Below are 16,844 nucleotides of genomic sequence, written 5' to 3' on the forward strand. Positions count from 1 at the left end.
CTCATAATGAGCGGCGATAATAGCTTAAAACGTACAATTAAAAAATAAGGATGACAGTGTTAGCGGCGTTAATGTGCATTTTTGCCTACCTTCTCGGTTCGGTCTCTTCTGCAGTACTGATCTGTCACCTTTTTGCGCTGCCCGATCCTCGTCAAGCCGGTTCAAAAAACCCCGGTGCCACCAACGTCTTGCGTATTGGCGGCAAGCTTCCTGCGATCCTGGTATTAGTGTTCGATGTTCTTAAAGGCACGATCCCGGTCTGGAGTGCCTATTTTATGGGCATCGATCCCATCCATTTGGGCTTGGTCGCCGTGGCCGCCTGTCTAGGACATATCTATCCGCTGTTTTTCGGTTTTAAGGGCGGCAAGGCCGTGGCCACCGCCTTTGGCACCTTATTACCCATAGGTTTATCCCTTGGCGGCTTGCTGATCCTCACCTGGGCCTGCGTTGTCGCCCTGACCCGCTACTCGTCTCTGGCCGCCCTAGTGACCGTCTCCCTGGCCCCCTTGTACACCTGGTGGATTAAACCCTTGTACACAGAGCCGGTGCTGTTTTTAACCGTGCTGATAATCTTTCGCCATCGCACTAACATAGTGCGCTTGCTTAAGGGTAAGGAGCCCAAGGTGGGGAAAAAGAAAGAAAAAGAAGAAGTAGCGCCGGAGAAATAATCGCCGGCGCTTCAGGCCCTACTAGCGAATACTAGGCAAGGTGTCTATCGGCCAGCGTGGCTGAACCCGGGTATCCAGGGTGGCCGTTTGTCCTGCTTTAAGACGCTGCATGCCCGCATAAGCGATCATCGCGCCGTTATCCGTACAAAATGCCGGACGCGGATAAAACACTTCCCCTTGCATGCCCTTCATAACCTGCTCTAATTGCTCACGCAAATAGGTATTGGCACTTACACCACCGGCAATCACCAAACGCTTGATGCCGGTTTCCTTGAGCGCGCGTTTGCACTTGATCGCCAAGGTATCGATAACGGCAGTTTGGAACGCATGGGCAATATCCGCCTTGGTTTGCTGATCGTCGCCTTCGCTGCGAATGGTATTAGCGGCAAAGGTTTTCAAGCCGCTAAAGCTAAAATCCAGACCCGGTCTGTCGGTCATCGGGCGTGGAAACTTAAAACGATTCGGCGTACCCTGCTCGGCCAATTTCGCCAATAAGGGGCCGCCCGGATAATCCAAGCCCAACAACTTGGCGGTTTTATCGAAGGCCTCGCCGGCGGCGTCATCCACCGATTCACCTAATACTTCGTACTCGCCAATGGCACTGACCTTCACCAGCAGGGTGTGACCACCGGATACCAACAAGGCCACGAATGGGAATGCGGGAACCTTTTCTTCCAACATGGGGGCAAGCAGGTGACCTTCCATATGGTGCACGGCCACGGTAGGCAGCTTCCAGCCATAGGCCAGGGATCGTGCGATCGACGATCCTACCAACAGTGCGCCCACCAGGCCTGGGCCCGCGGTATAGGCCACACCATCGAGATCCTCTGGGCCACAGCTCGCCTCGGCAAAGGCCGCTTCAATCAAGGGCAGAGTCTTACGCACATGATCTCGCGACGCCAGCTCAGGCACCACACCGCCGTAGTCGGCGTGCATTTTTACTTGGCTATAGAGTTGGTGGGCCAACAAACCTTGTTCGTCATCATAGATGGCGATCCCGGTCTCGTCACAGGATGATTCAATCCCCAAAATGCGCAATGTCTGTCTCCTCGCAGGGCGATGTGGCTGATAAGGCCGCATATTCTACTCCCTTGCTGCAATTTTACCAGTATTGTGATATTTATTCTTTACACACCGGGGTAACTCGGATTACAATGCCGCACCATTTTTGAACCACATGATCATTATTTGATCGAATGAGTGCAGCTCATTAAGTTAGGTAGGTGAGATTTTAATGCCAGTAATTAAAGTAAGAGAAAACGAGCCGTTTGACGTAGCCCTACGCCGCTTCAAGCGTTCATGTGAAAAAGCAGGTATCCTTTCAGAAGTTCGTCGTCGCGAGCACTATGAAAAGCCAACCGCTGCGCGTAAGCGTAAAAAAGCGGCTGCTGTTAAGCGTCACATGAAAAAGCTTTCTCGCGAAAACGCACGTCGCGTTAAATTATACTAATCACTGTCCGGTCTTGTTGTCATGAGTCTATTAGATTCGTTAAAAGATGCACAAAAAGACGCGATGCGTGCCAAGGACAAAATGCGCCTTGGTGCTATTCGTTCAGTACTCGCTGCAGTTAAACAGCGTGAGATCGACGAGCAAATCACATTAAATGAAGCCGATATTACGTCGGTTGTTGTTAAACTAGTGAAGCAACGCCGCGATTCTTATACTCAGTATAAGGATGCCGGTCGTGACGATCTTGCCGATGTAGAAGCAGCGGAAATGAGTGTTTTGGAAGAGTTTCTACCAAAGCAGCTGAGCGAAGATGAAATCAGTCAACTGATTGATAAAGCCATCGCCGATACCGGTGCTCAAGGCATGCAGGACATGGGTAAAGTGATGGGCGTGATTAAGAGTCAAGCTGAAGGCCGTGCCGATATGGGCAAACTATCAGGTCTTATCAAACAGCGTCTTAGCGCCTAATTCGCGAAAGCAAATTCAAGCAAACCGAGCCTAGTGCTCGGTTTCTTCGTTTTTAGGCCGGTAAAAATCAAGGCGTAAATTTATAACCCCTTTTCTTATCGCCCTTGATATACTAGTTTGGTTCTCTCTCTTCTTCTTAGGTGTTGCTAATGGCAGGTAAGATCCCCCGACAATTTATCGACGATCTTTTAGCGCGTACCGACATAGTCGAGTTGATCGACTCCCGTGTTAACCTGAAAAAAGCGGGCAAGGATTACCAGGCCTGCTGTCCATTCCACAACGAAAAGAGTCCGTCCTTTACCGTCTCCCAGGATAAACAGTTTTATCACTGCTTTGGCTGTGGCGCCAACGGCAACGCCATCAGCTTCGTAATGGAGTACGACAAACTCGATTTTGTTGATGCCATCGAAGAGTTGGCCAGCCTGTTGCACCTGGAAGTGCCCAGAGAGCAAGGCAATCACAACCAAAACGATCGTCCGCCCGTCTCCCAGGAGCAAAAACGCTCCGACTACGATTTAATGGAGCAAACCGCGCGCTATTACCAGCAGCAGTTGCGCCATCATGCCAATGCCCAATTGGTCATTGACTACCTCAAGGGTCGTGGCTTAAGCGGGCAAACGGTGAAAGACTTCGGCATAGGCTATGCCCCCAGTGAGTGGGAAGCGCTGTGTCAAACCTTAGGGAAAAACCCGAAACAAAAGCAACAGCTGATCGAGCTCAAGCTGGCGACACAAAAAGACAATGGTCGCACCTTTGACTTCTTTCGCGATCGTCTCATGTTCCCTATTCGCGATCGTCGTGGTCGTGTTATCGCCTTTGGCGGACGCATTATGGGCCAGGACGATAATGGCCCCAAATACCTGAACTCGCCGGAAACCCGAATCTTCCATAAAGGCTTTGAGTTATATGGCTTTTATGAAGCCAAGCAAGCCCATAAAAAGCTTGAGCAGTTACTCATCGTTGAAGGCTATATGGATGTGGTGGCGCTGGCCGAGCACGATATTAAATACGCAGTGGCGGCCCTGGGTACGGCGACCACCAACGAGCATATGCAAATGTTGTTGCGTGCCACGGATAAGGTGGTGTGTTGTTATGACGGCGACCGCGCCGGTCGCGATGCCGCCTGGCGGGCCATGGAAAATGCCCTGCCCCATTTAAAGGACGGCAAGGCACTGAAGTTTGTGTTTCTGCCCGATGGCGAAGATCCAGACTCTTTGGTACAACAAGAAGGCAAGGCCGCATTTGAACAGCGCCTGGTTGATGCCAAGGACTTTAGCGACGTCTTCTTTAGTCGCTTAAGCGACGATATCGATCTCACTCAGGACGCCGGCAAGGCCAAACTGTTAAGCCTGGCTCTGCCCTTGATTGAAAAGATCCCCAGCGAATTCTATCAGGAAAACCTGCTGGAGCGCCTGGCCCGCTTTATCGGTCGTACCCGAGAGCAGCTTAATGCCAAGCTAAAAACACCGCGCCAACAACATAGGGTTGAAAGCCAGTTTAAGATGACGCCGATGCGCACCGCCATCGCCCTCATGCTGCAACATCCGCAACTGGCGGACAAGGTCGACTATATGCCGGAGCTGGCCAGCCTAGGATTACCCGGCCTGGAATTGTTTTTAAGCATTCAAAAGCATTGCCTGGATAACCCCGGGGCACGCACAGCGCAACTGCTGGAGCATTACCGCGAGCGCCCGGAATACGGCGCTTTGACCAAGCTAGCCGCTTGGCCTCACCAAATAAACGATGAGGTATTGGAACCTCATTTCCAACAAACGGTCAAATTCATTGAAGATCAGTGTTTAAATCACCGTTTAGAGTCCTTATTAATAAAGGACAAGACCCAAGGTTTAAGCGTGGCAGAACGGCGGGAATACGCCCTGCTGACTCAAGCACTTAAAGGCAGCGAAGTGCTCGAAAGCTAGCCAGAAATTTCTCGGTCTGTTATACTACGCTATTCACTGCGTCAAACCGGCTTGGGGCACCCAGCTTAGGTTCTTAAGCTGACGCCTGTTGTATTAATTTATCAGGGTGGAAGAGCAAATCTCTATGGATCCAACTCCTCAGTCACAACTAAAACTTCTGATTCAGAAAGGTAAAGAGCAAGGTTATCTGACATTCGCTGAAGTGAATGATCACCTTCCACAAGACATCATTGATTCGGATCAGGTCGAAGATATCATTAGCATGATCAATGACATGGGTATCAAGGTTTGCGAAAGCGCGCCGGATGCCGATGAATTGATGATGGCGGAGACCACCACCGATGAGGATGCGGCAGAAGCTGCCGCCGCGGCACTCGCCACCGTAGAAAAAGAAATCGGTCGTACCACGGATCCGGTACGTATGTACATGCGTGAAATGGGTACCGTGGAACTATTGACGCGCGAAGGCGAGATCGATATCGCCAAGCGTATCGAAGAAGGTATCAACCAGGTACAAATTTCTGTCGCCGAATACCCGGAAGCCATTTCTCACCTGCTTGAGCAGTGGGATATGTTCGAAGCGGAAGAAATCCGCCTGAGCGACATCATTACCGGCTTTTTCGATCCTAACGAAGATGAGACGCAGATTTCCGCCACCCATATCGGCTCGGAACTAAGTGACGATGACTTAGACGACGAAGACGATGATGGCGATGACAGCGACGACGATAGCTCGGAAGAAGAAACGGATAACGGTCCAGATCCGGAAGAAGCGCGCGAGCACTTCGAAAACTTGCGCACCTTGTACAGCAACGCCCGCGTAATTTTCGAGGAAAAGGGTCGTTCACACCCGGATGCGAAAGCCGCCATCATTGAGATCGGTGAGCTATTCCGCACCTTTAAACTAGTGCCTAAGCAATTCGACCGCATGGTTAATAACATGCGCGACATGATGGATAAAGTGCGTGTACAAGAGCGCATCATCATGAAGCAAGCGGTACAAGTTGCGAAGATGCAGAAGAAAACTTTCGTTAAGCACTTTGCTAACAACGAAACAGACGGCGCCTGGTTAGACCTTGAAATCGCTGCTGGTGAAAGCCACTCAGCCAAGTTGGCCGAGTTGAAGCCGGAAATTGAGCGTTGCATCAATAAGCTTAAGCATATTGAGCAAAGCACAGGTTTATCAATCGAGCGTATTAAAGACATCAACCGTCGCATGAGCATTGGTGAGGCGAAAGCACGTCGCGCCAAGAAAGAGATGGTTGAAGCGAACTTACGTTTGGTTATCTCAATCGCGAAGAAGTACACCAACCGTGGCCTGCAATTCTTGGATTTAATCCAAGAAGGTAACATTGGTCTGATGAAGGCGGTTGATAAGTTTGAATACCGTCGTGGTTACAAGTTCTCGACTTACGCGACTTGGTGGATCCGTCAGGCAATCACGCGTTCAATCGCTGACCAAGCCCGTACCATTCGTATTCCGGTACACATGATTGAGACCATCAACAAGCTAAATCGTATCTCACGTCAGATGTTGCAGGAAATGGGTCGTGAACCGAACCCGGAAGAACTTGCAGAACGCATGATGATGCCGGAAGACAAGATCCGCAAGGTATTGAAAATTGCCAAAGAGCCAATCTCGATGGAAACTCCTATCGGTGACGATGAAGATTCGCATCTTGGTGATTTTATTGAGGATACCACCATTGAATCGCCAATCGACTCGGCGACCATGGAAAGCCTCAAGGGTGCGACGCACGAAGTACTTGCCGGCCTGACGGCTCGTGAAGCCAAGGTACTGCGTATGCGCTTTGGTATCGACATGAATACCGACCACACTCTAGAAGAGGTAGGTAAACAGTTCGACGTAACCCGTGAGCGTATCCGTCAGATCGAAGCTAAGGCACTGCGTAAATTGCGTCACCCTTCACGCTCAGATCTACTGAAAAGCTTCTTAGACGCGAACAAATAACACGCGTCTGACTAAAGCATTACAAAGGCCGCTTTTTAGCGGCCTTTGTGTATCATTTATTCAATTCATCCAACATGGGGATTAACATGGCTTGGATTCAAATTCGCATTCGTGCCACCGAATCAACGGCTGACGCCATCAGCGAGCACCTAATGGATATTGGTTGCCCATCGGTCACCTTTATGGACACCAAAGACACGCCCATCTTCGAACCCCAACCGGGCGAGGTCAGATACTGGGCTGAAACCACGGTAATTGGCCTATTCGAAGCCAACCATGATATGCAGGCTGTGGTTGATTACTTAAAGGTACAACCTGAGTTGCAAGAGCAGTTCCACTACAAAATAGAGCAGCTAGAAGATAAAGACTGGGAACGGGAATGGATGAAGAATTTCCAACCGATTCAGTTTGGCGAACGCCTATGGATTTGCCCAAGCTGGTTAGATGTTCCAGATCCATCCGCGGTCAACGTCATGCTCGACCCGGGTCTGGCCTTTGGTACAGGCACCCATGCCACCACGGCCTTATGTTTACGCTGGCTTGAGAGCCTGGATTTAAGCGGCAAAACCGTGGTCGATTTCGGCTGTGGTTCAGGCATTTTAGGTATCGCCGCCATTAAACTCGGCGCCGCACGCGTTATAGGCATAGATATCGATCAGCAGGCACTGGATGCCAGTATCGATAATGCCGAGCGCAATGGCGTGGCCGACCAACTTGAGGTTTACCTGCCAGAGAATCAGCCGAGCTTTGAGGCCGATGTGGTCGTCGCAAATATTCTTGCCCAGCCTCTGCGCGAATTAAACGAGGTGATCCTCAGCCTGTTGAAATCAGGGGGCGAGCTGGCACTATCTGGGGTCCTTGAGGAACAGGCGGATTCTGTAGCCAGTTGCTATGAGCATAAAGTGACCCTAGATCCGATTGCCCAGCAAGGTGAATGGGTGCGGATCAGCGGGATTAAAAAATAACCGCTTTGGATCCTTGACTGCGCAGCGGACAAAAGTCCCTGCGCAGGCGCTTTCGCACTCTTTTTACACTGTTTACGCCCCATCAACACCCCGCCACATCAGCCCTGTCAAGCCAGTGTTCATAAAACACACAAAAAAATCTTTGCCCTCCCTCGTTATAAAATGTCAATACAAAAAGTTTAAAAAAAAAGCACTTTTGTTCAATTTATAGCCTTTGATTTTGCCTCAAAAAACCGTAAACTTAGCGCCCCTTGAAACGAGGTAAATTGTAACGCTGTGCAAATTGGTCCTTACCAGTTAGAAAACAATTTGATGGTTGCACCGATGGCGGGGATCACCGATCGCCCCTTTCGGCAATTGTGTCGTCGCTTAGGCGCGGGACTGGCCGTATCAGAAATGTTGTCTTCCAATCCCAAGGTGTGGCAAACCGCCAAATCCATGGGGCGTATGGATCATAGCGGCGAATCGGGTATTCGCTCCGTGCAAATTGCGGGGGCTGACCCAGAGCTGATGGCGCAAGCGGCGCAGTTTAACGTTTCCAATGGCGCGCAGATCATAGATATCAATATGGGCTGCCCTGCCAAAAAAGTGAATAAAAAGCTAGCAGGCTCTGCCCTGTTGCAGTACCCCGACCTAGTCGAAGCCATAGTGAAAGCTGTGGTGGAAGCGGTAGATGTGCCCGTCACATTAAAAATCCGTACCGGCTGGGATGTGGACAACCGCAACGGCGTCGAGATTGCAGCCATAGCTGAACACAATGGTATTCAGTCATTAGCCGTACATGGTCGCACCCGCGCCTGTATGTACAAAGGCAATGCCGAATACGACACGATCAAAGCGATCAAGGGTTCAGTGTCAATTCCTGTGGTTGCTAACGGTGATATCAGTTCACCGCAAAAAGCGAAGCAGGTATTAGAGTATACGGGCGCAGATGCCATCATGATTGGACGAGCCGCTCAAGGTCGCCCCTGGATTTTCCGGGAAATTGACCATTACTTAAAAACCGGAGAAATACTCCCGCCCCCGGCTATTACCGAGGTGCGTAGTATTCTGATGGAGCATTTAGTTAATCTCCATCAATTCTACGGTGAGGCCATGGGGCCGCGGATTGCTCGAAAGCATGTTGGATGGTATTTGCAAGCCCACGACGAAGACCGTCAGTTTAGGCGAGTATTTAATGCGCTAGAAACACCTGAGACTCAGGTGGATGCACTGAATGAATACTTTGAAACTTATTGCTAATCCAGAAAGAAAGAGACAATACAACGATGTTTGAACAAAATGTGACTTCTCCTTTTATTACTAACGCTCACGTTCAGTCACAAGAGAAACCACAGCCTCTTCGCGACGCTGTTAAAAAAGCTGTTCACCACTATCTTAAACAGCTTAACGGCCAGGACGTACAAGACGTTTATGAACTTGTTCTTTCTGAGCTTGAAGCGCCACTTCTAGAAGAAGTAATGACCTATACGCGCGGTAACCAAACCCGTGCCGCCATCTTACTGGGTATCAACCGTGGTACTTTACGTAAGAAGCTGAAAAAGTACGGCATGAACTAATTTATTCGCAGCTTTGAGCTGCACTGAAAAGCACCCTAGGGTGCTTTTTTATTTTCGCCCATACGCGAAAGCGACCGATGCGTCGGTCACGGTGTTATACAAAAACACCATCATTGTTTAAAATAGGGTTCTAAATAACCCCTTGCCTAACCCCAAGGCGAACGCCTTTGGCAAGATTATCTACTCAACTGAGGTAACAAAAACTACCATGGATACACATCGTCCAATTCGTCGCGCGCTCCTGAGCGTATCTGATAAAACGGGTATCGTTGACTTCGCTCGTGAGCTAGCCGCTCAAGGCGTCGAAATTCTTTCTACCGGTGGCACCTGCAAGCTACTTGCAGACAACGGCATCAAGGTAACTGAAGTATCTGATCACACCGGTCACCCTGAGATCATGGATGGCCGCGTTAAAACATTGCATCCAAAAATTCACGGCGGCATCCTAGCCCGTCGCGGTCAAGACGAAGGCGTCATGAGCGATCACAACATAGATGCAATCGACATGGTAGTTGTAAACCTATACCCATTCGCACAAACAGTAGCAAAAGAAGACTGCTCGCTTGAAGACGCGATTGAGAACATCGATATCGGCGGCCCAACCATGGTTCGCGCCGCAGCGAAGAACCACAAAGACGTGACCATTATCGTTAATGCCGCCGACTACGGCCGCGTTATCGACGAAATGAAGGCGAACGAAGGTTCTACCTCACACGCAACGCGTTTTGACCTGGCCATTGCCGCATTTGAGCACACGGCTCAGTACGACGGCATGATCGCCAACTACTTCGGTAAAATGGTGCCTGACTACACCGAAGAAGCTGTGGCAGACACAAAGTTCCCGCGCACCATCAACATGCAGTTCACCAAGAAGCAAGACATGCGCTACGGTGAGAACTCACACCAGGATGCAGCCTTCTATGTTGAAAACGACATTGAAGAAGCCTCGGTTGCCACGGCCAAGCAAATCCAAGGTAAGGCGCTTTCTTACAACAACATCGCCGATACCGACGCAGCCCTTGAGTGCGTAAAAGAATTCGATGCGCCGGCCTGTGTGATCGTGAAGCACGCTAACCCATGTGGTGTATCTGTGGGTGAAAACATCCTTGAAGCCTACGACCGTGCCTTTAAAACCGACCCGACGTCGGCATTTGGCGGCATCATCGCCTTCAACCGCGAGCTGGATGCGGATACCGCAGAAGCCATCATCGCCCGTCAGTTCGTAGAAGTGATCATCGCCCCAAGCATCAGCGAAGAAGCGGCGCAAATCGTCTCTGCTAAACAAAACGTGCGTCTACTTGAGTGTGGTCAATGGCAAGCGCAAACCACCGGTGTTGATATCAAGCGCGTAAACGGCGGTATCCTGGTACAAGACCGTGACCAGGGCATGGTAAGCATGGGCGACCTTAAAGTGGTTTCTAAGCGTCAACCGACCGAGCAAGAGCTAAAAGATCTTATGTTCTGCTGGAAAGTAGCCAAGTTTGTTAAATCAAACGCCATCGTATACGCCAAAGACGGCATGACTATCGGTGTGGGCGCCGGCCAGATGAGCCGCGTATACTCGGCGAAAATCGCCGGTATTAAAGCAGCCGATGAGAACCTTGAGGTTAAAGGTTCGGTTATGGCTTCTGATGCCTTCTTCCCATTCCGTGACGGTATCGATGCTGCGGCCGAAGCTGGCATTACTGCGGTGATCCAGCCGGGTGGTTCAATGCGTGATGAAGAAGTGATTGCTGCCGCCGATGAGGCTGGCATGGCAATGGTCTTCACCGGCATGCGCCACTTCCGCCACTAAGAAACTCACCGCCAGGGCCATTTAGGCTCTGGCGTGTTTTCGTAGACTATTCAAATCAATCTGCTATTTTGTGTTAACACATAATAAATATCACAAGGATTCGATTATGAAATTTGGCTTTAAAACCGCGCTAACCGCGGCCATCGCGCTTTCACTAAGCGCCTGCGTAAGCACCAGCACCAGTGAACAACTGACTGAAGCCAGCCAAGGCGAGCTAAGAAGTGCACAAGCCCAAGCCAGAGATCAATATCGTCACCCGGTAGAAACTCTGACCTTTTTCGGTATCGAGCCGAATATGACAGTGGTTGAAGTCTCTCCAGGCGGTGGTTGGTACACGGATATTCTCGCCCCTTTACTTAAAGACGAAGGCACCTTGTATGCCGCCCACTTCCCGGCCGACTCGGACGTGAAGTATTACCAGCGTTCATTGGCTGGCTTTAAGGAAAAGATGGCCAATACCCGTGCCTATTCCGACATCCGACTCACCGAGTTTTATCCCGGCACGCACCATAATATCGCCCCGGAAGGCAGTGCCGATATGGTGCTGACATTCCGTAATCTGCATAACTGGTATATGAATGCCGACGAGCAAGGGGTAAAGGATGCCATGCGCGCCTTTTATACCGCCCTTAAACCAGGAGGTGTGCTAGGTATAGTGGATCACCGTTTACCGGAAACACGCGATAGCGGTAAGGCCAAGCGTTCGGGTTATGTTAAAGAGAGCTGGGTGATTGCGCTGGCACAAGAAGCTGGATTTGAACTGGTTGCGAAAAGTGAAATCAATGCCAATCCGAAAGACTTCGCCAACCATCCAAAAGGCGTGTGGACATTGCCACCAAGCCTGAGTCTGGGTGAAGAAGATCGCGCTAAATACGAAGCGATCGGCGAAAGTGACCGGATGACGCTGAAATTCATCAAACCCCTATAGGATTTATAAGCCATGAATGTACTAGTCATTGGCAGTGGCGGCCGCGAACACGCACTTGCGTTTAAGGCCGCTCAATCAAACAAAGTAGAAAAAGTATTTGTTGCTCCGGGTAACGCCGGCACCGCACTTGAGCCAAAGTTAGAAAACGTGGCCATTGGTGTTGAAGACATTGGTGCACTTATCAAGTTTGCGAAAGAAAACAAGGTTGAACTGACTATTGTTGGCCCTGAAGCACCGCTTGTTATCGGTGTTGTTGATGCCTTCCGAGAGCAAGGCCTAGCAATATTCGGCCCAACGCAAGGGGCAGCGCAACTTGAGGGCTCGAAGTCATTTACTAAGGACTTCTTGGCACGTCACAATATCCCCACTGCGTTTTACAAAACCTTCGAGCAAATCGAGCCTGCACTTGAGTACATCAAAGAGCAAGGCGCTCCTATCGTTGTTAAGGCCGATGGCTTGGCGGCAGGTAAAGGCGTGATCGTGGCCATGACCGAAGCGGAAGCGGAAGAAGCGGTACGCGACATGCTAGCCGGTAATGCCTTTGGTGAAGCCGGTAGCCGCGTGGTTATCGAAGAGTTCCTTGAGGGTGAAGAAGCCTCTTTCATCGTTATGGTCGATGGTAAGAATGTATTGCCATTTGCGACCAGTCAGGACCATAAGCGCGCTTACAACGGCGACCAGGGCCCTAATACCGGTGGCATGGGTGCCTACTCTCCAGCGCCGGTAGTGACAGCTGAAATTCATGATCGCATCATGAATGAAGTGATCAACCCGACCGTTGCAGGCATGGCTGCGGAAGGTCACCCTTACACGGGTTTCCTATACGCCGGTCTTATGATTGCTGCAGACGGCACGCCTAAGGTAATTGAGTACAACTGCCGCTTTGGCGACCCAGAAACTCAGCCTATTATGCTGCGTCTACAGTCGGACTTGGTTGAGCTAATCGAAGCCGCAAACCGTGAAGAGCTGGATAAGACCGACATCCAGTTCGACCCGCGCGCCGCAGTTGGCGTGGTACTGGCAGCCAAAGGCTACCCAGGTTCATACCCTAAAGGCGATGCCATCTCGGGCCTGCTTGTTGAATACCCGGAAGGTGAGAAAGTCTTCCACGCAGGTACCAAGCAAGACGGTGACAAGGTAGTAACCGCCGGTGGCCGCGTACTCTGTGCCACCGCACTAGGTGAAACGGTTACCGCAGCACAACAGCGTGCCTACGAACTGGTTAAAGCCATCGATTGGGACGGCGTTGAATACCGCACCGATATCGCTTATCGCGCCATTGCCCGCGAAAGCTAATCTGGCCGCCAAGGCCTATTGAAAAAGCGAAGCTCCGGCTTCGCTTTTTTATTGTCTGAAGTTTATTCGCCCAATCGCTGCAATCCCAGCTAGCCGAAGACAGTGCCGCGGTGGTCTGATACCATAAGCCCATACTTTTGCCATTGGGACGCAATATGCAAGGCACACTAAAGAAAATGAAAACCCAGCTCGGTGATGAGCAGAACCCGGCGGTGCAATACCAGCTTCCCGTTGGCGACGAACTGTTACCACTGAACGACTTGATAGGCAAAACCCTGACCTTAACCTACAGCGGTAATATTTTCTGTTCCAGCTGCGGTAAAAAAACCAAAAAGAGCTACTCTCAGGGCCATTGTTTTGTCTGTATGCGCAAGCTTGCCAGCTGCGATATGTGCATTATGAAACCGGAAACCTGCCACTATGATCAAGGCACCTGCCGCGAGCCGCAATGGGGCGAAGAAAACTGCATGATCCCCCACTATGTGTATCTGGCGAACACCTCAGGGCTCAAGGTAGGCATCACCCGTCACACCCAGATCCCGACCCGCTGGATAGACCAGGGTGCCACGGCAGCCTTGCCTATTATCAGGGTGCAAACACGTCTGCAATCCGGTTTAGTGGAAGTCGCCCTGGCGGAGTTTATTGCCGATAAAACTAATTGGCGCAATATGCTTAAGGGCACTCAGGTTGATGTTGATCTACTCGCCGCGCGGGACGAACTCTTGCCGCAGATCCAGGCCAAACTTGATGAACTGGCCGAGCTGTTCGGCGCCACCGCGGTGGAAGTGCTGGATGAAAAGGTTGTCGAGATCACCTATCCGGTGGACACCTACCCAAGCAAGATCAGCTCCTTTAATTTCGATAAAGAGCCAAAGGTAAGCGGCGTGCTCCTGGGAATTAAGGGCCAATACCTGATCTTTGATACCGGCGTTATCAACATTCGTAAATTTGGGGCGTACGAGGTTGAGGTAGACTATAGCGCTTAGCAAACTCCTCGCTACTGCAAGGCTTACCCAGTAAAAAGCCTTGCAGATAGTCACAATGCAATTGCTGTAAGAACTGGTGCTGACAAGGCTTTTCCACCCCTTCAGCCACCAGGGTTAGATTCAAGTTCTTGGCCATGGCCACTATAGCGCTAACGATTTCGCTGTTACCATATTCATCCGGCACCTTGGCGACAAAACTGGAGTCGATTTTCAGCTTGTCGATGGGCAGCTTGGTTAAATAGCTCAACGCCGAATAACCGGTGCCAAAATCATCCAGGGCAATTTTTACGCCCAATAACTTCAGCTCCAACAGCACCTGTTTGGCTCGAGAAAACGACTGAATAAAGCTGCTTTCGGTGATCTCCAGCTCCAACTGGCTGGCATCGATTTGGTAACGGTCAATGGCCTCGCGCAAGGCTTTTACCAGTCCATCCTGACAAAAGTGCGCCGCCGAGATATTAATGGCCAGCCGCCCTTGCCAGCGCTTGTCTTGCTGCCACTGCGCCAGCAAGGCACAACTGCGATTGATCACCCAGCGGTCAATATGGGTAATTAACCCCAACTCCTCCGCCAAGGGAATAAACTGACTGGGAGAGATCATCCCCAATTGCGGGTCTTGCCAGCGGATCAGCGCTTCGGCACCGGCCAAATCCCCACCCTTGGCACGAAATATCGGCTGTAAATGCAGGGCAAATTCATTGTGCTCCAGCGCCTGTTTAATACGACTGGTCATGGTCAGACGCTCTAACGAGCGCGCATTCATGGTGGCCTTATAAAGCTGATAGGAGTTACGCCCCAGGTCTTTGCAGCGATACATGGCTACATCCGCATGCTTAAGCAGGGTTTCCATTGAACCACCATCATCCGGGTACAGGGAAATACCGATGGAGGTGGTAACCGTGATGCTCTTTTGCGCCAATGAAAAGCTGGCATTAAATTGCGCCAGCACCGTCTCGGCGCAGCGGATCACCTCATCAAGGCTGTCTACCTCATTCAGCAACAGGGTAAATTCATCACCGCCCAAGCGCGCCAGGGTATCACCGCTGCGCACACAGTGCTGCAAACGCTGCGCCACCTGTTTTAGCAGCTCATCGCCTATGCTGTGCCCGAGGCTGTCGTTGACGCCCTTAAAATGATCCAGGTCGATAAACATCACGGCCAAACGTTGCTGTTGACGCTGACTATGGGCCAGGGCCACGCTCAAACGGTCTTTAAACAAGCGGCGATTGGGCAGCCCGGTTAAGTCGTCAAAATAAGCAAGCTTAGCAATCTTACGCTCCGCCGCCTTGCGCTCGGTAATATCGGTGAAAATACCGGCATACACCAGGTTTTCATCGTCCTGCTCCTGAATGGCGATAATGGTCAACCATTCCACATAGGTATCACCATCCTTGCGACGGTTATGTATCTCTCCCTGCCAGACGCCATCACGGGCCAGGGTCTGCCACATACTGTGATAAAAGGCTTCATCATGGTGACCCGAGCTCAGCAGCTTGGGGGTTTTACCCACCACCTCCTCGGCGCTATATCCGGTCAAACGGCTAAAGGCCGGGTTCACCTGCAAGATCACTCCGCTATGATCGGTGATCATGATGCCATCCAAGGAAGCGGCAATGATTTTATTGGCCAGATAGAGATCCTTTTTTGACGCCTGCAACGCCGAGTCGCGCTCTGCCAGCACCGCCCTCAGCTCGGTTAAATAGGCCGACTCAATCTCCGTGTTGATATGCTTTAAGGTCAACACCCCCAGTTCGCAGCGGCTTTGATTGTCGACCACCACCAGATGGCGAATGCGGTGCTGATGCAGTTTATGATAGGCACACAGCAAGGTGTCTTTGGGGGTCACCGTCACCAGCTCGGTGCTGGCATATTGCCAGCAAGGCTGTTGCTTATCGCGGCACAGCAGCATATCGAGCACATCGGCGGCGGTGATAATGCCTAGCTCCCCCCGGTGCTTAACCAACACCGCATGGGTGTTGGATTTAGCCATTTGCTGGGCTACCTGGGTCAGGGTACTGTCCCCCTGCACACAAGGCACATGGCGGTCAAAGTGCGTGCCGATGATTTTCAAATGAAGGTAATGCTCAAGGCCCTGGCTGTCGACGATATTTCCCAGGGATAACAAGCCGCTCGGCTGCTCATTTTGGTCGACTACCAGCAAATGACGAATGCCAAGGTTAGCGCACTTTAACGCCGCATCACTGAGTTTGGCCTCGCTGTCGATGCAATGAACCGGTGTAGACATCAGCTCACTGATAGGCTGGCGGGTATAACCCTGGTTTTGGGACTGCATACGCACACAATCGGACTCGGTCCAAATGCCCACCACCTTGTCGTGCTCACGCACGGCAATGGCGCTGACATTGTGTTGACGCATTAAGGCAACTACGGTTAATACATCCTGTGTTGGCGTACAAAAATAAAGCGGTGAGGTTCGTGCGTCCTTGACCCTGTAATCCCTTGTACTGAGTTGCATTGTTTATCCTGCTGATTGTAACATCACGATACTAATGAATACGGCTCTTACAGAGCTTGACCTAGGACAAAAAATGCCCAGTTTAGATTTCCCGGTGCTGGCCGTTGAATCAGACTTTATTACCCTGTGCCAGAATGCCAAAGAGCTTAAGGCCGCGGATAACGGCCAGCTGCTGTTTGTCCTCGATAGCCGTCATCACTACTTTGATGCCAAGGGTCAGCCCATAGACAGTCAATGGCCACTGCTGTGTACCGCCCTGCAAGATTATTTAAGCGCCGAAGGGCATTGCTGCGTGGCCAAATTACAGCTTCAGGATGAGAGTCAGATCTGGCCTTTGCTCGACGACTAAATAGGGAGCG

At 51.0% G+C, this 16,844-nt stretch carries 15 protein-coding genes; 13 read left to right on the forward strand and 2 right to left on the reverse strand.

The window, feature by feature from the left end:
- Nucleotides 1-56: 56 nt before the first annotated feature.
- Nucleotides 57-668, forward strand: a complete 612-nt coding sequence (gene plsY, locus KD147_RS11695; protein ID WP_212547974.1) for a glycerol-3-phosphate 1-O-acyltransferase PlsY — start codon at nt 57-59, stop codon at nt 666-668.
- Nucleotides 669-689: 21 nt separating this feature from the next.
- On the opposite strand, the gene tsaD is transcribed toward plsY, so the two are convergent.
- Nucleotides 690-1,706: a tRNA (adenosine(37)-N6)-threonylcarbamoyltransferase complex transferase subunit TsaD gene (tsaD, locus tag KD147_RS11700; protein ID WP_212547975.1), complete on the reverse strand. Its 1,017-nt coding sequence runs from the start codon at nt 1,704-1,706 to the stop codon at nt 690-692.
- A gap of 196 nt (nt 1,707-1,902) precedes the next feature.
- Here tsaD and rpsU point away from each other — a divergent pair, with 196 nt between their 5' ends.
- The 11 genes from rpsU (at nt 1,903) to KD147_RS11755 (ending at nt 14,009) form a co-directional block, all read left to right on the forward strand.
- Entirely contained in the window at nt 1,903-2,118 is a 216-nt protein-coding gene (rpsU, locus tag KD147_RS11705) for a 30S ribosomal protein S21 (RefSeq protein WP_105188416.1), read from the forward strand.
- A gap of 21 nt (nt 2,119-2,139) precedes the next feature.
- Nucleotides 2,140-2,586: a GatB/YqeY domain-containing protein gene (locus KD147_RS11710; protein ID WP_212547976.1), complete on the forward strand. Its 447-nt coding sequence runs from the start codon at nt 2,140-2,142 to the stop codon at nt 2,584-2,586.
- 149 nt (nt 2,587-2,735) lie between these two features.
- A complete protein-coding gene (dnaG, locus tag KD147_RS11715) occupies nt 2,736-4,508 on the forward strand; it encodes a DNA primase (RefSeq protein ID WP_105253947.1) in 1,773 nt (590 codons plus the stop codon).
- Between the two features lie 124 nt (nt 4,509-4,632).
- Nucleotides 4,633-6,480: an RNA polymerase sigma factor RpoD gene (rpoD, locus tag KD147_RS11720; protein ID WP_212547977.1), complete on the forward strand. Its 1,848-nt coding sequence runs from the start codon at nt 4,633-4,635 to the stop codon at nt 6,478-6,480.
- A gap of 86 nt (nt 6,481-6,566) precedes the next feature.
- Nucleotides 6,567-7,445, forward strand: coding sequence for a 50S ribosomal protein L11 methyltransferase (gene prmA, locus KD147_RS11725; RefSeq protein ID WP_212547978.1), 879 nt, complete (start codon nt 6,567-6,569; stop codon nt 7,443-7,445).
- Between the two features lie 276 nt (nt 7,446-7,721).
- Entirely contained in the window at nt 7,722-8,687 is a 966-nt protein-coding gene (gene dusB / locus KD147_RS11730; RefSeq protein ID WP_105253950.1) for a tRNA dihydrouridine synthase DusB, read from the forward strand.
- A gap of 26 nt (nt 8,688-8,713) precedes the next feature.
- Complete coding sequence (gene fis / locus KD147_RS11735; RefSeq protein ID WP_010374122.1) at nt 8,714-9,004, forward strand: DNA-binding transcriptional regulator Fis; 291 nt, start codon at nt 8,714-8,716, stop codon at nt 9,002-9,004.
- Between the two features lie 208 nt (nt 9,005-9,212).
- Nucleotides 9,213-10,799 carry a bifunctional phosphoribosylaminoimidazolecarboxamide formyltransferase/IMP cyclohydrolase gene (gene purH, locus KD147_RS11740; RefSeq protein WP_105253951.1) on the forward strand — a complete coding sequence of 529 codons (1,587 nt, stop codon included), beginning with the start codon at nt 9,213-9,215 and terminating at the stop codon, nt 10,797-10,799.
- Between the two features lie 106 nt (nt 10,800-10,905).
- Complete coding sequence (locus KD147_RS11745) at nt 10,906-11,727, forward strand: class I SAM-dependent methyltransferase (RefSeq protein ID WP_105199446.1); 822 nt, start codon at nt 10,906-10,908, stop codon at nt 11,725-11,727.
- 12 nt (nt 11,728-11,739) lie between these two features.
- Nucleotides 11,740-13,023 carry a phosphoribosylamine--glycine ligase gene (gene purD, locus KD147_RS11750; RefSeq protein ID WP_212547979.1) on the forward strand — a complete coding sequence of 428 codons (1,284 nt, stop codon included), beginning with the start codon at nt 11,740-11,742 and terminating at the stop codon, nt 13,021-13,023.
- A 155-nt stretch (nt 13,024-13,178) separates the two neighbouring features.
- Complete coding sequence (locus KD147_RS11755; protein ID WP_212547980.1) at nt 13,179-14,009, forward strand: DUF2797 domain-containing protein; 831 nt, start codon at nt 13,179-13,181, stop codon at nt 14,007-14,009.
- On the opposite strand, the gene KD147_RS11760 is transcribed toward KD147_RS11755, so the two are convergent.
- Nucleotides 13,957-16,485: an EAL domain-containing protein gene (locus KD147_RS11760; RefSeq protein ID WP_212547981.1), complete on the reverse strand. Its 2,529-nt coding sequence runs from the start codon at nt 16,483-16,485 to the stop codon at nt 13,957-13,959. The genes KD147_RS11755 and KD147_RS11760 overlap by 53 nt on opposite strands.
- A 73-nt stretch (nt 16,486-16,558) precedes the next feature.
- On the opposite strand from KD147_RS11760, the gene KD147_RS11765 reads away from it, so the two are divergent.
- Nucleotides 16,559-16,834 (forward strand): hypothetical protein, encoded by a 276-nt coding sequence (locus KD147_RS11765; RefSeq protein WP_105253956.1) that lies wholly within the window; start codon nt 16,559-16,561, stop codon nt 16,832-16,834.
- Nucleotides 16,835-16,844 lie beyond the last annotated feature (10 nt).

This window comes from Pseudoalteromonas sp. BDTF-M6, from assembly GCF_018334135.1.
In the GTDB taxonomy this organism is placed as follows: Bacteria; Pseudomonadota; Gammaproteobacteria; order Enterobacterales; family Alteromonadaceae; genus Pseudoalteromonas.